Below are 18,365 nucleotides of genomic sequence, written 5' to 3'. Positions count from 1 at the left end.
AGCCTACGCGGTAGTCGTATTCGCAGGCCCGGTATCGACGAGGTCCGGTGGGGGCGGATCCCAAGGGTTGACCCAGCGCACGCCGCGGGCGGTGCGCTCGAAGCGGCCGTTGCGCGGCGGGCCGGTGCGATGGTCATCATTGCGGCCATTGTGGTAAGCACAGGCGGTGGTGAGGTTCTTCGCATTGGTCCATCCCCCGCCGGCCCAACTGAAAATGTGGTGGATCTGGCACTCATCGGCAGGCTTATGGCAGCCCTTGACCGGGCAGGTGGGATTTTCCGCCGCGGCCATCATGAACTGCTTCCAGGTGGCCCCACGGCGCATGCGGTACAGGTTCACTGGGCCCTCTACGGGGTGGAGCAGGGTAACAAACCCCTCCTCGGCAAGCGCGCGCTGGGCCAATTCGGAGCCCGTAATCTGCGCGCCATTGGTCATGGTCAGCACCACATCGTCGCTGCCATGGGCCACGCCAACCAACTTATCCAGTGGCACCACAACGTTGGTGCGCACGGTGGAGGAGGCGGCACTGGTGCTGGTGCGGAAGAAGGAGGCGACGTCGGCAAGCGAGCCGGCATGCTGGTGAAGTTCTGCAATCAGCGCAGAAGGGCCAGTGATAGACAGAGTCCACGGCTTTCCGGCGGCGCGGCGCCGCAGCCGCACCCCCGGCTTAGGTTCGCGCGGCGCGCGCATCTCACGCAGCTTCTTGCGGGCGCGCCGGTCCATCTCCCGCGTATCGCACGCAATATGGGTGAGCTCGGCGCGCAGGGCCCAGGCGCGGGCTTGCGTGGGCGCGCGCCGGGCATGCTTTTCGATGACCTCCAGCGTCGGCAGCGAATGCCGGTTGCGGCGGGCCCCGTCCACCGCGCGGCGTTGGCGGCGGCGAAAGTTGGTGGTCCCGAAGTAGACCTGCGCGAGCTGCTCTACAGATTCCGCTACAGCATCGGGCATGCCGGCGGCGGTAAGGTCCGCGGCGGAGGCATCGGCAGCCTCGGCGAGGATGTCCATCGCCGAGTTGAGTGCCGCTATATAGGCCCGAATGTGTTCCATGCCCTAGATGCTAAAAGCGCTGGGCGGCCACCGCGCGCCATAGGGCCCAGGAGGGCGATATTAGCTGGGAGGGCGGATGGCGAAGCTGCCCCAGGCGGCGTCCGCGGGTGCGGGTTCGACGGCGGCGACGGAGGGGGTGGAGGCGACGTCGGCAAGCTGGGCGCCCGACCCCCACACCACTGCCGCGCTCACCGCGGTGGGACGCTGGCCATAGGAGGCATCGATGCGGTCGAAAGCGCGTTGGATGACCGCGGCCCGGTCCTCGCCGGCGGTGGGTTCGGGGACGTCGATGGGGGCGGTGGAGCCGATAAGGATGGCGTCCATGCGCGGGGCTGCGGCAACGGCGGCCGCGGCGGCTACGGGCGGCAGGTCCTCGTCAAAGGTGACTAGAGCGTAGGCAGGCGCGTCTGGAATGTCGCTGCCGGACACGCGCGCAATATACTCCGCGCGCGATTCGCCATCCGGGCCGAGCTGGTCTCCTTGTACCTGCGAAGAAGCCTGGGTCCCTAGGGCGCCCAAAAGCGCGAGCGCGGCCAGGAAAACCACCGCAAGCACCGCCAAGGCCGCTAGCCGACGCCGCCGGTAGACCTTCCTCATCCCCGCAGAACCTCCAAGGCGTGCTCGAGATCGGCCGGGTACGGCGCCTTAATCTCGAACCACTTGCCGGTGCCGGGGTGAGTAAAGCCGAGCTTTACCGCGTGCAGCCACTGGCGCTTAAGCCCAAGGCGCTTAGCCAGGTTGGGATCCGAGCCGTACATCGGATCGCCCACGCACGGGTGGCCGGTGGCGGACATGTGCACGCGGATCTGGTGGGTGCGGCCGGTCTCTAGGTGCACCTCGATGAGGCTGGCCTCGCGGAAGGCCTCGATGAGGCTGTAATGGGTGACGGCCGCTTTGCCGTCGTCAAGCACGGCGAATTTCCAGCCCGACTTGGGGTGACGGCCGATAGGCGCATCGACGGTACCCTCGATGGGATCCGGCAGGCCCTGCACCACGGCGTGGTAGGTCTTTTTTACGCTGCGGTACTTAAAAGCATGCTTGAGCGCGGAATAAGCGTGCTCCGAGGAAGCCACGACCATCACGCCAGACGTGCCCACATCGAGGCGGTGCACGATGCCCTGGCGCTCGGTGGGCCCGGACGAAGCCACGGTATAACCGGCCGCGCGCAGCCCGCCAATCACCGTCGGTCCGTCCCAGCCCACACTGGGGTGCGCGGCCACACCCACCGGCTTATGCACGCAGATGATATCGGCATCGCTGTAGAGCACGTCCATGCCCTCGACCAGCTCTTCGCGCGGCAGCAACGGCTTTTCTGGCTCCGGCAAAAGCACCGAGACCACGTTGCCGGAGGTCAACCGCTCGGACTTGCCCAGCTCCTGGGAATCGATGGTCACGTTGCCCTCGGCGCACAGCTGCGCGGTGGCGCTGCGGGAAAGGCCAAGGAGCTTGGCCAGGGCGGCGTCGGCACGCATGCCTTCTAGGCCTTCAGGAATGGGGAAGCTGCGCATCTGCCTATTCATGCTCGGCCTTCCTTTCCTCCAGCACCATGGCGATGATGAAGATCACCACGCCGCAGGTAATGGCCGCGTCCGCAATATTGAACACGGCGAAAGAGCCGACCGAAATATAGTCCACCACGTGCCCAAACCAGAAGCCGGGGGCACGGAAGATGCGGTCAGCGAAATTACCCAACGCGCCACCGGCGATAAGCGCAAGGCCCACCGCCTGGCCGGAGTGGGTAATGCGCGGGGCGGCAATGGCCACGCCGAGCACAAAGACCAGCTGGATAGTGGTAAAAAGCCACGTCGATCCCTCCCCGCCCATGGAAAAGGCGGCGCCAGGGTTAAAAAGCAGGGTAAACCGGAACCAATCCCCAATGACCGGCAGGGGCTCGCCCTCCGTAAGGATGGAGAGCATTAGTTGTTTCACGGCTTGGTCCACCAGCGCCACGGCAATGACCACCGCGGCGATAAGTCCTGTCTTGCTCCTTCGTTTTTGACTCACCCGCTCTATTCTAAACGGGAGCGTCCGGTATTTTGGTAAGCGTGTTTCGAGTCAAAGTTTTTGCAGCCCTGACCACAGCCGCCGTAGCGCTTACGGCGTGTTCCTATGAAAAGCCGGGACCCGCGGTAGAACAGCCCGTGGGCCTGACTATCGACGCCCCACGCATCACCGTGGACAATCCCGGCACCGGGGAGAAAAAGCTCCTGGAATACCGCGATATCGACTCCACGCAGGACGTGAACTACCGCGTTACCGAGGGTTTTTCGCAGGACCTGCTCAAAAAGTCCGCGGCCGAGAAGTTTCAGGCCTCCGACGTCGAATCCACCACCACTACCCTGCCGCTATCGGCCAAGGTAGATAAGGCCAGCGAGGATGTCGAAGATCAGCTGCCCGCCACCCGCAATGCCTTTGTCACGGCCGGTGCGCCGGAAACTTCTGGCGACACCGACGTCTCCTCGGCCGAGGGATTCCAATTTGGCTGGCGTGGCCAAGACAATGGCCAGATGAATTCGCTGCGCTTGGCCGCACCCCAAGACGCCACGGATGAAGCCCGTGGCTCCGTGGAACAGGCGATTATGAAGCTGACGGCCCTACCCGTGGTTTTCCCCACCGAGGAGGTAGGCAAGGGAGCGAGCTGGACGGTGGATTCGCGCGTTACCGGCGAGTCCACCCTGCTGCAGACCACGCGCTATACGGTCGCTTCCATCGAAGGCGACCAGGTCAAGCTCAACGTGGAGGTAGAGCAGCGGCCGTCGCTAGGCGCACTGTCCTTTGAGGGTCAGGCCCAGGGCACGGAGTTGGAGGACAAGGAGCTCAAGGTTGTGGACTCCAGCACCCAGTCCAAGGGCAACATCACGGTAGACCTGAGCAAGCCGCTGCCCGTGGGCGGTAACGTGTCTTTCGACACGAAGGTCATTTATGGCGCCGCCGGCTCGGAGCTGCACGTGGTGCAGTCGAGCCTGACGGAGCTGAACTTTTCCTAGTTACTCGGCCGGGGCTTCTACTGGGGCCTCAGCTGGGGCCTGCTCGGCGCCGGCCGCGGGGGCGTCGCCTTCAGCCGGGGCAGCGTCGCCCTCGGCCGGTGCCGGGGCAGGTGCGGAGGCACCGGCGCCGGTATCCGCGCACATCTCCGGAACCTGCTCCGGCGGCACGGTGTTTTGGATGAGCGTGCAAGCCCAGGCTTTGGAAAGCTTCCAGGTGCCGTCTTCGTAGACGAATTCCACCTGGTCAGCGGTCTGCTGCTGGCCGTCAGCGGTGGTGAAGTTCACGGTGGTCAGCACGGACTGCGGGTCATAGCCCGGAAGCACAGGATCAACGACCTCGAACTCGGCGCCGGATTCCTGCTTGGACTGTGCCATGGTGTCAAAGATTTCCGGTGCGGTCTCGCCGCCCTGCACGGTGGCGGTCTTTTCCTGCTCAGAAGCGTTCGGATCCGTGGCCTTGGCCAAGATGGCGTTGAGATCCGCCGGGGACGGCAGCGCTGGGGCAGCGGAATCGCCGTCAGAAGAGGCAGATTCCTGCGCCTCGGTGTTGGCGGCGGCGGTATCGTCCTGCTCGTCATCGGAAGAGCAGGCGGCCAGGGCGGTGGCCGCGGTCAGTGCGAGGCACGCGGCGCTAAACTTGCGGAATTTCACTTCTAACTCCTCACGTCTGGGTTCTAAACTCCCATCAGTTTACAGCTGCACCAGCTTTTTCCGGGCTGCGCCCGCCGCGTGGGCGGAGATTTCTTTAACCTTGAGTACATGACCCGACTTGCTTTGATAGCCACCGGCGGCACGATCGCGTGCACCACCGTGGCCGATGGTTCCCTGGTTCCCACCATCTCCGGCGCAGACCTTGCCGCTGAAATCGACGCCGAGGTAGTGGAGTTTCGCCAGCTCGACTCCTCCTCTATTACTTTGGCGGACCTCGATGAGCTCATTGCGGTGGTCAATGAGCACACCGCGCACGAGGACATCGGTGGCGTGATCATCACCCATGGCACCGACTCCATGGAGGAAACCGCGTTGGCGTTGGAGATTTTCTGTGGAGGGGCAAAACCCATCGTGCTTACGGGCGCGCAGCGCGCTTACGATCACCCCGCGGCCGACGGCCCCACCAATCTGCGCGCTGCCCGCGAGCTTGCGGCCAGCGGGCGCCCTGGGGTTTTCCTCTGCTTTGGCGGGGAGACCATCCCGGCGCGCGGTGCGCGCAAGCGACACACCAGTGACCTGCGCGGGTTTGAGTCGCTGCCCGTTCCTGGCACCACCCCGCGTTTGAATCCTGCCCCGCTGGCGCCGCAGCATATCGAGATCATCCCCGCCTATCCGGGAGCGGGGCGCCTGCTGGTCGACGCCGCCGTAAACTCCCCCACCTCTGGCCTCATTGTGGAGGCCATGGGCTCGGGCAATATGGGCGAGGAGATGGGCCGCGCGCTTGCCGACGCCCTCCACGCCGGCCTCCCCGTCATCATTTCTACCCGCACACCCTATGGCCCGACGGCGCTGGCTTACGGTGGCGACGGCGGTGGCGCGAGCCTGGGGAAGCGTGGCGCCATCAACGCCGGATGGTTCCGCCCGAGCCAAGCCCGAATCCTGCTCGCGGCGGCGCTAGCCACCGGCACCGATCCGGCAGAGCTTTTTGCTCAGGAGGGCTAGTCCTCGCTGGTCAGCCAGTCCTGCCAATCCAGTGAGTCGAGCGGGTCTGCTGGCACGAGCGCGGGATCATTAGCCGCGAAGGATTTGGTGCGCCCGGGACCCGTGGCGCGGGTTTCAAAGCGCACGCTCACCACCCCGTGGCCGGCGCCTTGAATCCAGCCGTGTCCGTAATCGGCGTGGAAAACATCCTGCGTGGCGTGCCACTGGTTATCGGTTTCTTCTTCCACCGTCACCGTAGGCGCTGGAATGGTCGGCGTTGCGTCGTCGCTCACCCCAGTCTCATAGTCCGTATCTGCCGGTGCAGGGCGCACGATCTCGCGGTCGAGCTCCGGAAAAAGCACGTCTTGGCGAGCGGCCTCTAGCCCGGAATAGCTCACCCCCACCAAGCGGATGGGCCCCAGCTCATCGGGGTAGCGGGCAAGCTTGAAGGCGGCAGCGGTGAGCACGGCGGCGTCGTCAGTCGCGTAGGGCAAGGTGGTCGAACGCGATTCGATATGAAAATCCGCCATGCGCAGCTTCACCGTTACGGTGCGCGCGCCGCGGCCATCCTTAAGCAGCCGGCGGTGAGCGCCCTCCGCCGCGCGAGTGATGGCTGCATCGACCTCAGGGGCGGTCTGCAGGTCTTTCGGGTAGGTGTGCTCGGTAGAAATCTGCTTAGAGATAGCACGCGGCGCCACCTCGCGGTCATCAATGCCGCGGGCCAGCTGCCACAGCTGCAGCCCCACCACACTGCCGATAGAAATCTCTACTTCCTTGCGCGTCATCGCCGCCAGCTGCCCAATGGTCTCGACGCCGATGGACTTGAGCTTCGCACCAGTCACCGGGCCGACTCCCCACAGCTTGTTCACCGCAAGGGGGTGCAGCATATCTAGCTGGCGCTCCGCCGGAATAACAAAGGTGCCATCAGGCTTCGCTTCGCCCGATCCAATCTTGGCAAATTGTTTGCCCGATCCCGCCCCAATGGAGCACGGCAGCCCCGTCTCCTCCCGAATGAGCGCGCGCAGCTCATTCGCCCAGCGCTTGACCTCCTCCGCGGTCGCTCCTTCGAGGGCGGCGGGTTCCATAAAAGCCTCATCGATGGAAAGCTGCTCGATAACCTCCACGTGTTGCGCGATGATGCCGAAGACGCGCCGCGAGGCCGCCGCATACACCGCCCGGCGCGGCTGCACTACCACCGCGCGAAGTCCAACAAGCTGCTGCGCGCGATACATCGGCATGGCCGAATGCGCGCCGTACTCGCGCGCCTCATAGGAGGCGCCGGCCACCACGCCGCGCCCACTGGTGCCTCCCACCAAAACGGGACGCCCCTGCAGCGTAGGCCGGGTCAGCTGCTCGACGGAGGCGAAAAACGCGTCCATGTCGATATGTAAAACCCAGCGTTGCATGCGGCCCAGTCTAATAGGCGCACCTCCACATGCACTCCTGGGTGTTTGCGTGCCGTTAATTAAAGCTTTTATTTCTTTCCATCTTCACGTCACCCACATGCAATATTGCGACCTTATCTTTTTCAAGGTTATTTCTTGAAGAAAGTATTTCGCTGATTATGAACTCACCCCACGTCATCTTGCGCGGCGTTAAGCGCGAATTCGCCGATAATACGGGCCTCCACGAGACCGATCTAAGCATCAACCGCGGTGAATTCATCTCTATTCTGGGCCCCTCCGGCTGCGGTAAGTCCACCCTGTTGCGCTGCATCGCCGGGTTGGAAACTCCTGATGCGGGCACCATTGCCATTGGTGAGAGAGAGGTTTATGGTCCGCGGACCAATGTGGCCGTCAACAAGCGCCGGCTGTCTATGGTCTTCCAAGACCTCGCACTGTGGCCGCACATGACGGTGGAAAAGAACATCGAGTTTCCGCTGACAACCCCAGGCAATAAGGTGGCGGCAGGCCAGCGGTCCGAGAAGGTGCGCGCCTGCATGGACATGGTGGGCATCACCAGCAAAGCGAAGGCGCGGCCAAACCAGCTCTCCGGCGGCCAACAGCAACGCGTCGCCATCGCCCGTGCGTTGGTTTCGAATCCGGACCTCCTGCTCATGGATGAGCCACTGTCCGCCCTCGACGCCGCGCTGCGCGTGCAAATCCGCGCCGAGCTCACCCAGCTGGCACAGGAGCTGGGGCTGACGGTCATCTACGTCACGCACGACCAAGCCGAGGCACTTGCCATGTCGGATCGCGTCGTGGTTATGAATCAAGGCCACATCGAACAATTCGCGGATCCGGTCACCCTTTATGAACAGCCGGCCACCGATTTCATCGCTGGCTTTGTAGGCACCATGAACCGCCACCCACGGCTGCCCAGCGTACGTCCAGAAAATCTCACCGTCACCACTGCGGAGGAGGACACCGGCGCCTCCCCGCGCCGGGTCGAGGCGCAGGTTCTTGGCGCTCACTACATCGGTGGGCGCTACGAGTTGCGCTGCGACGTCCCCGGGGCGGAGGAACCCTGGGTGACGTATTCACCGCATCGCTTCACTCGCGGCGAGACCGTCTACCTCAACTATCCATCTTCTCTTTCTGCATAGGAGCCACACATGTTTACCAAGAAGTTCACCGCCACCATCGCCACCACTGCTGCTGGTGCGCTCGCCTTGACCGGTTGCGGATCCGTCGAGGACAGCGCCGATACCGCCACCGACCAGTCCACCTCTTCTGCCGAAAAGTGGCAGGCACCTGAAGGCCTGTCCGGCGAGGTGGATTACTACTCGGCTAACCCGCAGGGGCTTACCGACGCCCTCGTGGAGGCCTTCGAAGAAAAGACCGACGTCCACGTCAACGTCTTTGCCGATACCACCGGCAAGATCACCGCCAAGCTCAAGGCCGAGGAAGCCAACCCGCAGGCTGACGTGGTCTACCTCGCCTCCTGGGCGGCAGCTAGCAAGCAGGAAAAGTCCGGCGCCCTTGAAAAGTACACGCCGGAGGGAGCGGACAAGATTGAGTCCAAGTGGGCGTCGGAAAGCGGGGCGTTTACCGGCCGCGATGGTTCGGCCCTAGCGCTGGTAACCAACACCAACGTCGTCGACGAGGCCCCGAAGGACTGGGAAGATCTCACCGATGAAAAGTACAAGGACCAAATCATCATGCCGGACCCGCGCGAATCCGGTACCGCTGCCGACCTCATCGCGGCCATGGTGGACCAATGGGGCGAGGAGAAGACCTGGGATCTCTTTGACAAGCTCTTTGACAACGGCATGATCGTCCAAGGCGCCAATGGCCCAGCGCTGGACCAGGTCACCTCCGGCTCGCGCGGCATTGTCCTCGGCGGCGTTGACTACTCCGCATACTCCGCGCAGAAGAAGGGCGAGCCGCTCGAGGTTGCTATCCCAACCTCCGGCACCACGGTTACCCCGCGCCCAGTCATGATCCTCAAGTCCTCCGATAACAAGGAAGCCGCAGAGGCATTCGTGGACTTCATGTTCTCCGATGAGGCACAGGAGATCTCGGCCTCCAAGAACATGATCCCGGCCAATAAGGACATCGCTCCAAAGAATGGCCCGAAGCTGGATGAGATTAAGACCCTCAACGATGACCTCGATGGCCTGGTTTCTCAGTCCAAGGACATCAAGGAAACCTTTGCCAAGCGCTACCTGAAGTAACCAATGAGCTCCACCACCACTCCCCAACGTCGCCTTGGGATCTACGGGGTCCTTCTCATCTTGCTCGCCCTCGTCGCCGCGCCGCTAGCCTCCGTGCTGGTCAACGCGGCCGTGGGCTACCACGATGAGCCCTCAGCCCTAGGCAGCATTGTCCAACCGGGCATGCTGCACATCCTTGGCAATACCGTCCTGCTCTCCGTGCTGGTCGTGGCTTTTGCCACGCTCATGGCCGCGCCGCTCGCCTTCCTCCGTTCGTGGACGCGGTTTAGCAGGGCCAATTGGATCGAGATCGTCATCATGATCCCGTTTATGACCCCACCCTTTGCGGCAGCGATGGCGTGGATGGATTTCACCCGCCGCGGTGGTGTGGCCGAGATGCTGCTCGGCCACGGCGCCGGCAAGCTCGCCCACGATGCCATCTACTCGGTGTGGGGAATGGCCTTCATCATGGCCGCGGAGCTCTTTCCATTCTTGTACCTCATCCTGCGCACCTGCCTGAATTCCATTCCGGCGTCCACGCTGGAGATGGCACAGATAGCCGGCGCGAGCCGCTGGCAACAAGCCGTGCGCATCATCGCTCCGAACATAATCGGCCCCTTTTCCCTCGGCGCGCTGATTATCTTCATTAAGGCCGCCGGCGAGTTTGGCACCCCAGTCACGCTTGGCAACGCCATTGGCTACAAGGTGCTCGTCTCCTCCATCTATGAAGACGTCACCATCGACCCCCTCGATTTTTCCAGCGCCGCTGCCTCCTCGTCGGTGCTCTTTGCCATCGGCGTGGCCGCCTGGGCTTTCCAACAATGGATTTCACGCCGCGACCTCTCCGGCGGTGGCCGAGTAAGCCGCCCCGTACGTATCCGCCTCGGCTCGGTCGGCACCATCTTCGGCGCTGTGGTGACCGCAACAATCTTCATGGCCGCGGTGGTCATCCCCTACCTTTCCATCACCTTGGCCGCGATGACCATTCTGCGCTCGGCCCCGCCTACGCCTAATAACCTGACCTTCGATTACTTTTCCATCGTTTTGCAGATGCCCACCGCTCAAGAGGCACTTGTTCGCTCCATCGGACTAGGCGCCCTTGGCGCGACCACCGCGGTTGCTCTCGGCGTCCTCGTCACGGTGCTCACCCGCCGCCAAAGCACCATTGCCGCAAAATTCAGCGATTTCTTGGCCATCGCCCCCGACACCGTTCCCGGAATTGTCCTGGCCATTGGATTTATTTTGCTGTGGAACTCTCCCTGGCTGCCATGGTCGCCCTACGGCACTATGGGCATGCTAGTTATGGCCTTCACCGTGCTCTTTTTGCCCATGGCCATCCAAAACATCAAGGCTTCAGCAGAGTCCGTCTCCCCTACCGTCTACGAGGCCGCTGCAATTTCCGGCTCCTCCACTCTGCATACCTTTGGGCGCATCACCCTGCCCCTGCTTGCCCCTGGCATCTTCGCTGGCTGGCTCCTCGCCTTCTTCGTAGGCATCCGCGAGCTGGTCATGTCCTCACTCATTCGCCCGAGCCAAGTCAACCTCTTGGCTCCGTGGATCATGAACCAATTCGATCAAGGCCACCGTGCCGAGGCCATGGCTATGACGCTCATCGGCGTCGGAACCTCCACCGTTGTCTTGGTAGCTATCACCTGGTGGCAAAACCGGAAGGCCGCACATGCCCGCTAGCATTTTTGTCTTTGCCGATCTGCACCTAGGCCGCCCGGGCGCCCCTGGGCTGGACTGGGCCCTGCAAGAACTCGAAGTTGCCGCCAATAGTGGAGCCACGGCGTGCGTGTGCTTGGGCGATATCATCGACCGCAACGCTGAGGCGTCCGAATTCGTGCCCCAGGCCCGCGCCGTAATGGCCCACGCTTCCACACTGTTCGGCGAGGTCCACTTCATTTCTGGCAACCACGATACCCACCACAACCTGGACTTCCCGCCCGAGGTCACGGTCCACGGCACGCAGGTGCATACCTTTCATATAGGAAACACCACGGTTCTAACCGCAGCGGTGGCCACCGATCCGGACCCGCGCCGCCTCCAGCTTCCTCCCCGCCGCTGCGACGGGCCCCTCCTCGGCCTCCTACACTCTTCCGTCACCGGTGAGTTTTCTAAAGGCACCTGCCTGCCGCTGTCCGTGGCTGAGCTACAGGCCTGCGAGGCCGATGCCTGGATCCTCGGGCACGTCCACACCCCGCACACGCTTGCCGACGCCCCCTTCATCGGCTGGGTCGGCATGGGCCACGGCTTACTCTTCGACCCCGATACGTGCCACGTCACACGTTTGCCTAGCTAGATCCGTTCCCCACAAATCCCCCTCATATTCTTGCTTGCATGCAAGCTTGTATGCAAGATGGATGCATGTCCAATGAACGAATGCAGCCCGCCGCGGAGCGCGCCTATGACTTCGTCAAAGAGAAGATCATTGACGGCTCCTTCGAGCCCTCGCAGATGCTTTCCGAGGCCTCCCTGGCTACCGAAATGGGAATTAGCCGCACCCCAATGCACGAGGCTTTCCTGCGCCTAGAGGTCGAAGGCTTTCTACAGCTCTACCCCAGGCGGGGTGCGCTCATCGTGCCGATCAGCCCGCAAGAAATCCGCGAGGTCTATGAGGCACGCTTGCTTGTAGATAGGCACTGCGCTGAAAAGATCTGCGCAATGTCTGATGCCGAGCGCGCGGACATCGCTGATCAGCTAGATGCGACCATCGCGGAGCAAGATACTGCGTTGGATAGCGCGGACCTGCATACCTATACACATCTTGATGCGCGTTTCCACCAGATCATCATGGATGGCGGTGCCAATACCCTGCTGGCCGGGCTGGGACACCAGCTGCGCGAACGCCAGCAGCGTTTTACCGCCACGGCCATTGGCCGCAACGTAGCCCGCGCCCGCACCTTCGTAGATCAGCACCGCACGCTTGCCGATGCCCTCCGCACCGGCGACCTCGACGCCTACCTTTCCGCATTGGACACCCACCTAACCAACTCGAGGAATCAACTATGACCGAAAAGTTTGCCAAACACTCATGGTTTCCCGTCGCTGGCAGCATGGTCGCTGTCGCGTGGGGCGGCAATGAGTTCACCCCTCTCCTAGTGATGTACCGCGAGGAGTCGCACTTCTCGCAGGTTACCGTCAATGGTCTCTTGGCCGCCTATGTGCTCGGCATCGTTCCGGCGTTGCTCATTTCTGGCCCGCTTTCGGACTACATTGGCCGCCGCCCCACTATGCTGCCTGCCGCACCGCTGTCACTGTTGGGTTCTTTCCTCTTATCCATCGCGCCGAACGAGCCGCTCGTCATCGCCGTGGGCCGCATCATGTGTGGCTTGGCATTGGGCATCGTCATGGCGGTCGGCTCCACGTGGGTGGCAGAGCTCATTACCCGCGCTGGCGGTGATCCTGCTGCCGGCCCACGCCACGCCTCCCTGTGCCTGACCTTAGGCTTCCTCATCGGTGCCGGCCTCGCATCGGTGCTGGCCCAATGGGGTCCGTGGCCGACCCACTTGGCGTATATCCTGCACATCCTCCTCACCGTCGCCACCGCTATCTGGCTGATGAAGACCCCGGAAACCCGCCCACCGCGGGGCGCTACGGTAAAGGACACCTTCCTTGACTTGAGCATCCGCGACATGCTGCGCATGCTGCACATTCCCTCCGCAGCGCACCGCCGCTTCGTGCGCATTGTCCTGCCGGTCGCACCGTGGGTCTTCGGCTGCGCTGGCGCCGCCTATGCCCTCCTGCCCCAGCTTTTGTCCAAGTCCGCCGGCGATGCCCCCATCGCTTTCTCGGGCCTCATGACCGTTATCACCTTGGGCTGCGGCGTTGGCATCCAGATGCTCGGCAAGGTCATCGATACCAGCCGCTCCGCCCGCGCTTCCGCAGTTGCCATGGGCGTTATCACTGTGGGCACCATCCTCGGCGCGGTTGCCTCCCATACTCGCTCCCTGCCGCTCGGAATCGCCGGCGCAGCGGTCATGGGCGCAGGCTACGGCCTCGCCCTTGTCGCCGGTCTCTCCGAAGTCCAGCGCATCGCCCGTGCTGAAGAACTCGCCGGCCTCACCGCCGTCTACTACTCAGTCTCCTATACCGGCTTCTTTATCCCCATGGCCTTCAGCGCACTCGCGCCGCTGCTCGGCTTTACCACCCTATTCCTCATTGGCGCCGTGCTCGCACTGTGCTGCCTCGTTAACGTGGTCCTTGGTTGGCGCTCTCACCTGCCCGGCCCGGTCCGTTAAGTCCTATCACTCATAAAAAATTGCCCAGCCGCACTGGCTGGGCAATTATTTTTTAGGTGGCAACGTACGCGCTACTGCTTAACGACAGTAGCGCTAACCCCCTTCACCACCTCGTGCACATCCGCACCATCGAGCGCCTCGGTGGTCACCTGGAAATCGGTGGCGAGCACTTCACCGGCGATGTGGTCGGCGTGACGCTCCGCCCAGGCCTTCTTCTCCTCGGGAACAGAGAGTACGGCCGCGATGCGGTCCGAGACCTCGAACCCAGAAGCCTTGCGGGCATCCTGAAGGCCGCGGATAACGTCCGCCGCCCAACCTTCGGCCTCGAGTTCTTCGGTCACCTCGGTATCGAGTACTACCAGGCCGTCAAGGCCTTCGATACGCGCGGTCGACTTCGGATTCGCTGCCTGCAGGCGCTCGGTGTACTCATCCGGGCCAAGCACAATATCGCCGTCCACTACAACCTCTTCCCCGCGGCGCTCATAGTTGCCAGCCTTGAGGTTCTTGATGGCGCGCTGCACGTCCTTGCCCAAGCGCGGGCCGGCGACCTTCGCGTTGCAGACCACCTGGAAGGTACCTACCGAATCGACGTCGTCAGTAAGCTCTACTTCCTTGACATTGACCTCGTCGCGGATGATATCGGCAAAGTCCGCCAGGCGCTGCGCCCCATCGAGGGCCACCGTCAGCTTCGGCAGCGGCAAGCGGTTGCGCAGCTTATTGGACTTGCGCACCGAAGACGCTGCCGAGGCCACCGCGCGAGTCGCATCCATCGCAGAGACGAGACCTGCATCAGACGGGTAATCCGCGGCCTGCGGGTAGTCTGCCAGGTGCACCGAACGCTCACCGGTAAGCCCGCGGTAGATTACCTCCGCCACGTGCGGTAGCAGCGGTGCCACCACGCGAGTCACGGTCTCCAGCACGGTGTACAAGGTATTAAACGCCTCAGGATGGGCGTCCTCGCCCTCCCAGAAACGATCGCGTGAGCGACGGACGTACCAGTTGGTCAGGACGTCGGCAAACAGGCGCACCTCTTCGGTTGCCGTGGCGATATCGGTATCGGCAAGCGCCGCGTTGACATTGGCCACCACATCGTGGGTCTTGGCCAAGATATAGCGGTCCAGAACATGCGTGGAGCTGGTGTCGAACGTTGCTTCCTTTTCTGCGTAGAGCTGCAGGAAGGTATAGGCATTCCAGATAGGCAGGATAGCCTGGCGCACGCCCTCGCGAATGCCCTGCTCGGTCACGATGAGGTTGCCTCCGCGCAGGATAGGCGAAGACATCAGGAACCAGCGCATGGCATCCGAACCATCGCGATCAAAGACCTCGTTGACGTTTGGATAGTTGCCCTTGGACTTAGACATCTTAAGGCCATCGTTGCCCAGCACGATGCCATGGGCCACGACCTTCTTATACGCCGGGCGATCAAAAAGCGCGGTGGACAGTGCGTGCATCACATAGAACCAACCACGCGTCTGACCGGAGTACTCCACAATGAAGTCGGACGGCGAATGGGTTTCAAACCATTCCTTATTCTCGAATGGGTAGTGCTTTTGCGCAAACGGCATCGAGCCGGACTCAAACCAGCAATCCAGCACGTCTGGCACGCGGCGCATCATCGACTTACCAGTCGGATCATCCGGGTTCGGGCGCACCAACTCGTCGATGTGCGGACGGTGCAGCGACTCCGGACGAACTCCGAAATCGCGCTCCAGCTCATCCAAGGAGCCGTAGACATCCATGCGCGGGTAATTGTCATCATCAGACATCCACACCGGGATAGGCGCACCCCAGTAGCGGGTACGAGAGATATTCCAATCGCGTGCACCCTCGAGCCACTTGCCAAACTGGCCATCCCGGATATGCTCCGGCAGCCACTCAATCTCCTTGTGGTTAAGCTCCACCATGCGATCGCGGAACTCGGTTACCTTCACAAACCAGGCCGGCAGTGCCATGTAGATAAGTGGCTCGCCCGAGCGCCATGAGTGCGGATAAGAGTGCTCGATGGTTACGTGGCGCACCACTCGCCCAGCAGACTTCAGGTCCTTGATGATGTCCTTATTCGCATCGAAGACCAGCTGGCCCTCATAAGGCGGAACCTGCGAGGTGAACTTGCCATCCTCATCCACCGGGATAACCAGCTCGATGTCGTACTGGTTGGTGGTATTCATATCGTCTTCACCAAACGCAGGAGCCTGGTGTACCACACCGGTGCCGTCCTCTGTGGTGACGTAATCAGCGATCAAGACCTGGTAGGCATTGCGCAGATCCGGGAAGAAGCCGAAGATAGGCTCATAGGTAAAGCCCTCGAGTTGCGCGCCGGTAAAGGACTCCAGTACCTCGGCCTCACCCAGTTCCTTCTCCAAGGTGGACAGCAGGTTTTCCGCCATGATGAAGGTACGGCCAGCGAAATCACCCTCCGTAGCTTTAAAGAGCACGTAAGAAACCTCGGGGTGAACCGCCAGAGCCTCGTTCGAAGGCAAGGTCCAGGGGGTGGTGGTCCAGGCGAGGAAGGAGGCGTCGGCAAGCGCAGGGTGCTCCGCCAACGTCTTTTCTGCCGCGCTTCCCTCGCGCGCGCCCTTCACGGGGAAGGTAACCGTCAGGGTCGGATCCTGGCGCATCTTATAAGAATCATCCAGGCGGGTCTCCTGGTTGGACAAAGAAGTGTGCTCCGCCCAGGAGTACGGAAGAACTCGGAAGCCCTTGTAGATGAGGCCCTTGTCATAAAGCTCCTTGAACGCCCACATGACCGATTCCATGTAGTTGATATCCATGGTCTTGTAGCCGTTTTCAAAGTCCACCCAGCGTGCCTGGCGGTTGACGTACTCTTCCCACTCGTCGGTGTACTCCAGCACGGATTTAGCGCAGTATTCATTGAACTTTTCCAAGCCCATGTCCTCGATCTGCGCCTTTTCAGTGATACCCAGCTGCTTTTCCGCCTCCAGCTCGGCGGGCAAGCCATGGGTATCCCAGCCGAAGACGCGAGGAACGAAATTGCCAGCCATCGTGCGGTAGCGCGGGACGATATCCTTCACATAACCGGTCAACAGGTGGCCATAGTGCGGCAAACCATTGGCAAATGGAGGACCATCATAGAAGATGTACTCTGGGCAGTCCTTGGTCTTTTCTAGCGAAGCCTGGAAGGTATCATCCTGCTTCCAGTACTTCTGGACTTCCTCTTCCATATCTGGGAAGCGGCTGGAGCCGCCCGTCATGTCGACCTTGGGGTAAATCTTTTTCGCCATAATTATCCTTCACTCTTAACACGGTGCAGGGACGCGCCAATAAGGCTCGCGGTACCACCCTGCTTGAGCCCGCAGGCTCCGCTTCGTTTCGGTGAAGGAGTTGACGGTCCCACCCGTTCAGTTCTACTGGGCCACACTGGCTGTTCTTCTGAATTGCTCCCCGGTGATGGCCGGATCACTGCGTGTAGGCCACAGTATAGCGCCCCAGAATCTTCGTGCACAAGAAGTTATCCACAGGCTAAAAATTTTCCCTTGTGGGGGCTTGCGCGGGGAAATAAATTGTGAGTCGTGAACGCGCTAGATACCTACCTCGCAGCCATGGCACCCGGGATGGACATCGTCCTCGGGTGCGCAGGCATGTCCGAGGAGGACCTCTGCGCGCGAGGTGCCGCTGAAAAGACGGCCCGCGAGTTGGCATTGCTAAAAGAGGCGTACTGCGGCACGACCAAGTTCACGAGGAAGCGTCGTCGTGCTATCGAAGGTGCTCAGCACAACGGGCATTCCATTGTTGCTCTATCCATCATTGAAAAGTATGCACGCAAGATGCCCACGCTTTTCGACGCCTGGGTACTCCGCGAACAACTGTGCACCACCAAGGCCACAGCAGCGGCACTGGAAAAGCTGGCCCAATCCAAGGTCCCGAAGAAAAAGCGCAAGGTGAAGCCTGGTGTACGCATCATCAGACGCAAGGATGCGCCGTGGACGCTAGCGATCGACGGCTCGTCTTCGTTAATTGCGGATCTCCACGCGGCGGTGGAAAACCAGGATAGGAAGCCGTTAGATGTAGTGGAAGATACGTTTTTCGGAGGAGATACGGCGCAACGAAGCACGGTGGTAACCAATGTCATCGTGCGGCTGGAAGATTACGTACGCATCGTCAACGGTGATGGTGAAGAAATCACTTTGCAGATGACCAACGGAGCGACGCTTACGGGTACGCAGTATGTGCGCCGCACCTTGAAGGAACATGGGCTCATTACCCTAGTAAGCCCCTATGAAGGTGCGGTAAACCTGTACCGCACGGAGCGCTTCGCCAATGCCAAGCAGCGGTTGATGGCGGGCGCGGAAAATCCGGTATGCCCATGGCCGCGGTGCGCTAAGCCTGCCGATGAATGCCAAATTCACCATCTGGAGCCGTGGTTGCACGGTGGATTGACCAATATCGCAAACTTATCCACAGCTTGCGCGTACCACAATGGCGCCAACGATGACGATCCCAACGCCCCTCCGCTGCGCGGGCGACTTGCCCGGACCAACGGGCAGATTCGGTGGCAACCGCCCGACTGCTAGAACCCGACCGCGGAATAAGGCGCCTCGTGCGCCTTATTGGCATGCCTGCAACCGAAAGCTTGGGGTCTCGCGGCGTTAGTCCTCGCGAAAGGCTGCGCGCACAGCCTCCTCCTCGGGGGATTCAGTTGCCTGGGCTTTGTCAGCGCGATGCTTATGCGCCCAGTCCAGGATGAAACACACAAGTCCGAGTCCAGCAGCGGCAAAAACGATATACAACGACCAATCGGCTCCCGAGATAACGAAGTTGACCAAGGCCACGAATGCCACGAGGGCGAGAACTAAAGCGGCAACGAGCACAATGGTTCCTTTCGGTAGGAGCGGGCTAAAACAC

At 61.8% G+C, this 18,365-nt stretch carries 17 protein-coding genes; 9 read left to right on the top strand and 8 right to left on the bottom strand.

Translation table 11 applies throughout. The annotated features are described in order from the left end of the window. Positions 1 to 3 precede the first annotated feature (3 nt). Genes QP941_RS00550 through lspA form a run of 4 tightly spaced genes read right to left on the bottom strand, consistent with a single transcriptional unit; the run spans position 4 to position 3,051 of the window. Complete coding sequence (locus QP941_RS00550) at positions 4 to 1,047, bottom strand: HNH endonuclease signature motif containing protein (RefSeq protein WP_284867637.1); 1,044 nt, start codon at positions 1,045 to 1,047, stop codon at positions 4 to 6. A gap of 60 nt (positions 1,048 to 1,107) precedes the next feature. After that, positions 1,108 to 1,644 carry a hypothetical protein gene (locus tag QP941_RS00545; protein ID WP_284867636.1) on the bottom strand — a complete coding sequence of 179 codons (537 nt, stop codon included), beginning with the start codon at positions 1,642 to 1,644 and terminating at the stop codon, positions 1,108 to 1,110. After that, positions 1,641 to 2,567: an RluA family pseudouridine synthase gene (locus tag QP941_RS00540; RefSeq protein WP_284867635.1), complete on the bottom strand. Its 927-nt coding sequence runs from the start codon at positions 2,565 to 2,567 to the stop codon at positions 1,641 to 1,643. Before QP941_RS00540 ends, QP941_RS00545 begins: the two co-directional genes overlap by 4 nt. Further along, positions 2,560 to 3,051 (bottom strand): signal peptidase II, encoded by a 492-nt coding sequence (gene lspA, locus QP941_RS00535; RefSeq protein WP_502869184.1) that lies wholly within the window; start codon positions 3,049 to 3,051, stop codon positions 2,560 to 2,562. The genes QP941_RS00540 and lspA overlap by 8 nt, the downstream gene beginning before the upstream one ends. 41 nt (positions 3,052 to 3,092) lie before the next feature. Between lspA and QP941_RS00530 the strand changes: the two genes are divergently transcribed. Beyond that, complete coding sequence (locus tag QP941_RS00530; protein ID WP_284867634.1) at positions 3,093 to 4,034, top strand: hypothetical protein; 942 nt, start codon at positions 3,093 to 3,095, stop codon at positions 4,032 to 4,034. Here QP941_RS00530 and QP941_RS00525 read toward each other — a convergent pair whose 3' ends face one another. After that, positions 4,035 to 4,685, bottom strand: coding sequence for a WKL family lipoprotein (locus tag QP941_RS00525; RefSeq protein ID WP_225746737.1), 651 nt, complete (start codon positions 4,683 to 4,685; stop codon positions 4,035 to 4,037). 108 nt (positions 4,686 to 4,793) lie between these two features. Between QP941_RS00525 and QP941_RS00520 the strand changes: the two genes are divergently transcribed. Further along, the gene (locus tag QP941_RS00520; protein WP_284867633.1) at positions 4,794 to 5,687 is read left to right on the top strand and encodes an asparaginase; all 894 of its coding nucleotides are present in this window, start codon (positions 4,794 to 4,796) and stop codon (positions 5,685 to 5,687) included. On the opposite strand, the gene QP941_RS00515 is transcribed toward QP941_RS00520, so the two are convergent. Further along, positions 5,684 to 7,072 carry a DNA polymerase IV gene (locus QP941_RS00515; RefSeq protein ID WP_284867632.1) on the bottom strand — a complete coding sequence of 463 codons (1,389 nt, stop codon included), beginning with the start codon at positions 7,070 to 7,072 and terminating at the stop codon, positions 5,684 to 5,686. The genes QP941_RS00520 and QP941_RS00515 overlap by 4 nt on opposite strands. A gap of 158 nt (positions 7,073 to 7,230) precedes the next feature. Between QP941_RS00515 and QP941_RS00510 the strand changes: the two genes are divergently transcribed. The 6 genes from QP941_RS00510 to QP941_RS00485 all read left to right on the top strand — a co-directional run bounded on the left by QP941_RS00510 (position 7,231) and on the right by QP941_RS00485 (position 13,502). Beyond that, positions 7,231 to 8,211, top strand: a complete 981-nt coding sequence (locus QP941_RS00510; RefSeq protein ID WP_204608385.1) for an ABC transporter ATP-binding protein — start codon at positions 7,231 to 7,233, stop codon at positions 8,209 to 8,211. 9 nt (positions 8,212 to 8,220) lie between these two features. Further along, positions 8,221 to 9,282, top strand: a complete 1,062-nt coding sequence (locus QP941_RS00505; RefSeq protein WP_150851776.1) for an ABC transporter substrate-binding protein — start codon at positions 8,221 to 8,223, stop codon at positions 9,280 to 9,282. 3 nt (positions 9,283 to 9,285) lie between these two features. Then, the gene (locus QP941_RS00500) at positions 9,286 to 10,950 is read left to right on the top strand and encodes an ABC transporter permease (protein ID WP_284765774.1); all 1,665 of its coding nucleotides are present in this window, start codon (positions 9,286 to 9,288) and stop codon (positions 10,948 to 10,950) included. Beyond that, positions 10,940 to 11,563: a metallophosphoesterase gene (locus QP941_RS00495; RefSeq protein ID WP_284867631.1), complete on the top strand. Its 624-nt coding sequence runs from the start codon at positions 10,940 to 10,942 to the stop codon at positions 11,561 to 11,563. Before QP941_RS00500 ends, QP941_RS00495 begins: the two co-directional genes overlap by 11 nt. Before the next feature lie 65 nt (positions 11,564 to 11,628). Next, positions 11,629 to 12,273 (top strand): GntR family transcriptional regulator, encoded by a 645-nt coding sequence (locus tag QP941_RS00490; RefSeq protein ID WP_239278939.1) that lies wholly within the window; start codon positions 11,629 to 11,631, stop codon positions 12,271 to 12,273. Then, a complete protein-coding gene (locus QP941_RS00485) occupies positions 12,270 to 13,502 on the top strand; it encodes an MFS transporter (protein ID WP_239278940.1) in 1,233 nt (410 codons plus the stop codon). The genes QP941_RS00490 and QP941_RS00485 overlap by 4 nt, the downstream gene beginning before the upstream one ends. A gap of 71 nt (positions 13,503 to 13,573) precedes the next feature. Here the strand turns inward: QP941_RS00485 and ileS are convergent, their stop codons facing one another. Continuing rightward, positions 13,574 to 16,744 carry an isoleucine--tRNA ligase gene (gene ileS / locus QP941_RS00480; protein ID WP_284867630.1) on the bottom strand — a complete coding sequence of 1,057 codons (3,171 nt, stop codon included), beginning with the start codon at positions 16,742 to 16,744 and terminating at the stop codon, positions 13,574 to 13,576. A gap of 288 nt (positions 16,745 to 17,032) precedes the next feature. Between ileS and QP941_RS00475 the strand changes: the two genes are divergently transcribed. Next, a complete protein-coding gene (locus QP941_RS00475; RefSeq protein WP_284867629.1) occupies positions 17,033 to 18,034 on the top strand; it encodes an HNH endonuclease signature motif containing protein in 1,002 nt (333 codons plus the stop codon). A 75-nt stretch (positions 18,035 to 18,109) separates the two neighbouring features. On the opposite strand, the gene QP941_RS00470 is transcribed toward QP941_RS00475, so the two are convergent. Then, positions 18,110 to 18,331, bottom strand: coding sequence for a zinc-binding dehydrogenase (locus tag QP941_RS00470; protein WP_284867628.1), 222 nt, complete (start codon positions 18,329 to 18,331; stop codon positions 18,110 to 18,112). Positions 18,332 to 18,365: the final 34 nt, after the last annotated feature.

The sequence above is a fragment of the Corynebacterium sp. MSK150 genome (genome assembly GCF_030229215.1).
Classification (GTDB): Bacteria; Actinomycetota; Actinomycetes; order Mycobacteriales; family Mycobacteriaceae; genus Corynebacterium.
This window is presented reverse-complemented; position numbering and strand designations above follow the sequence as displayed.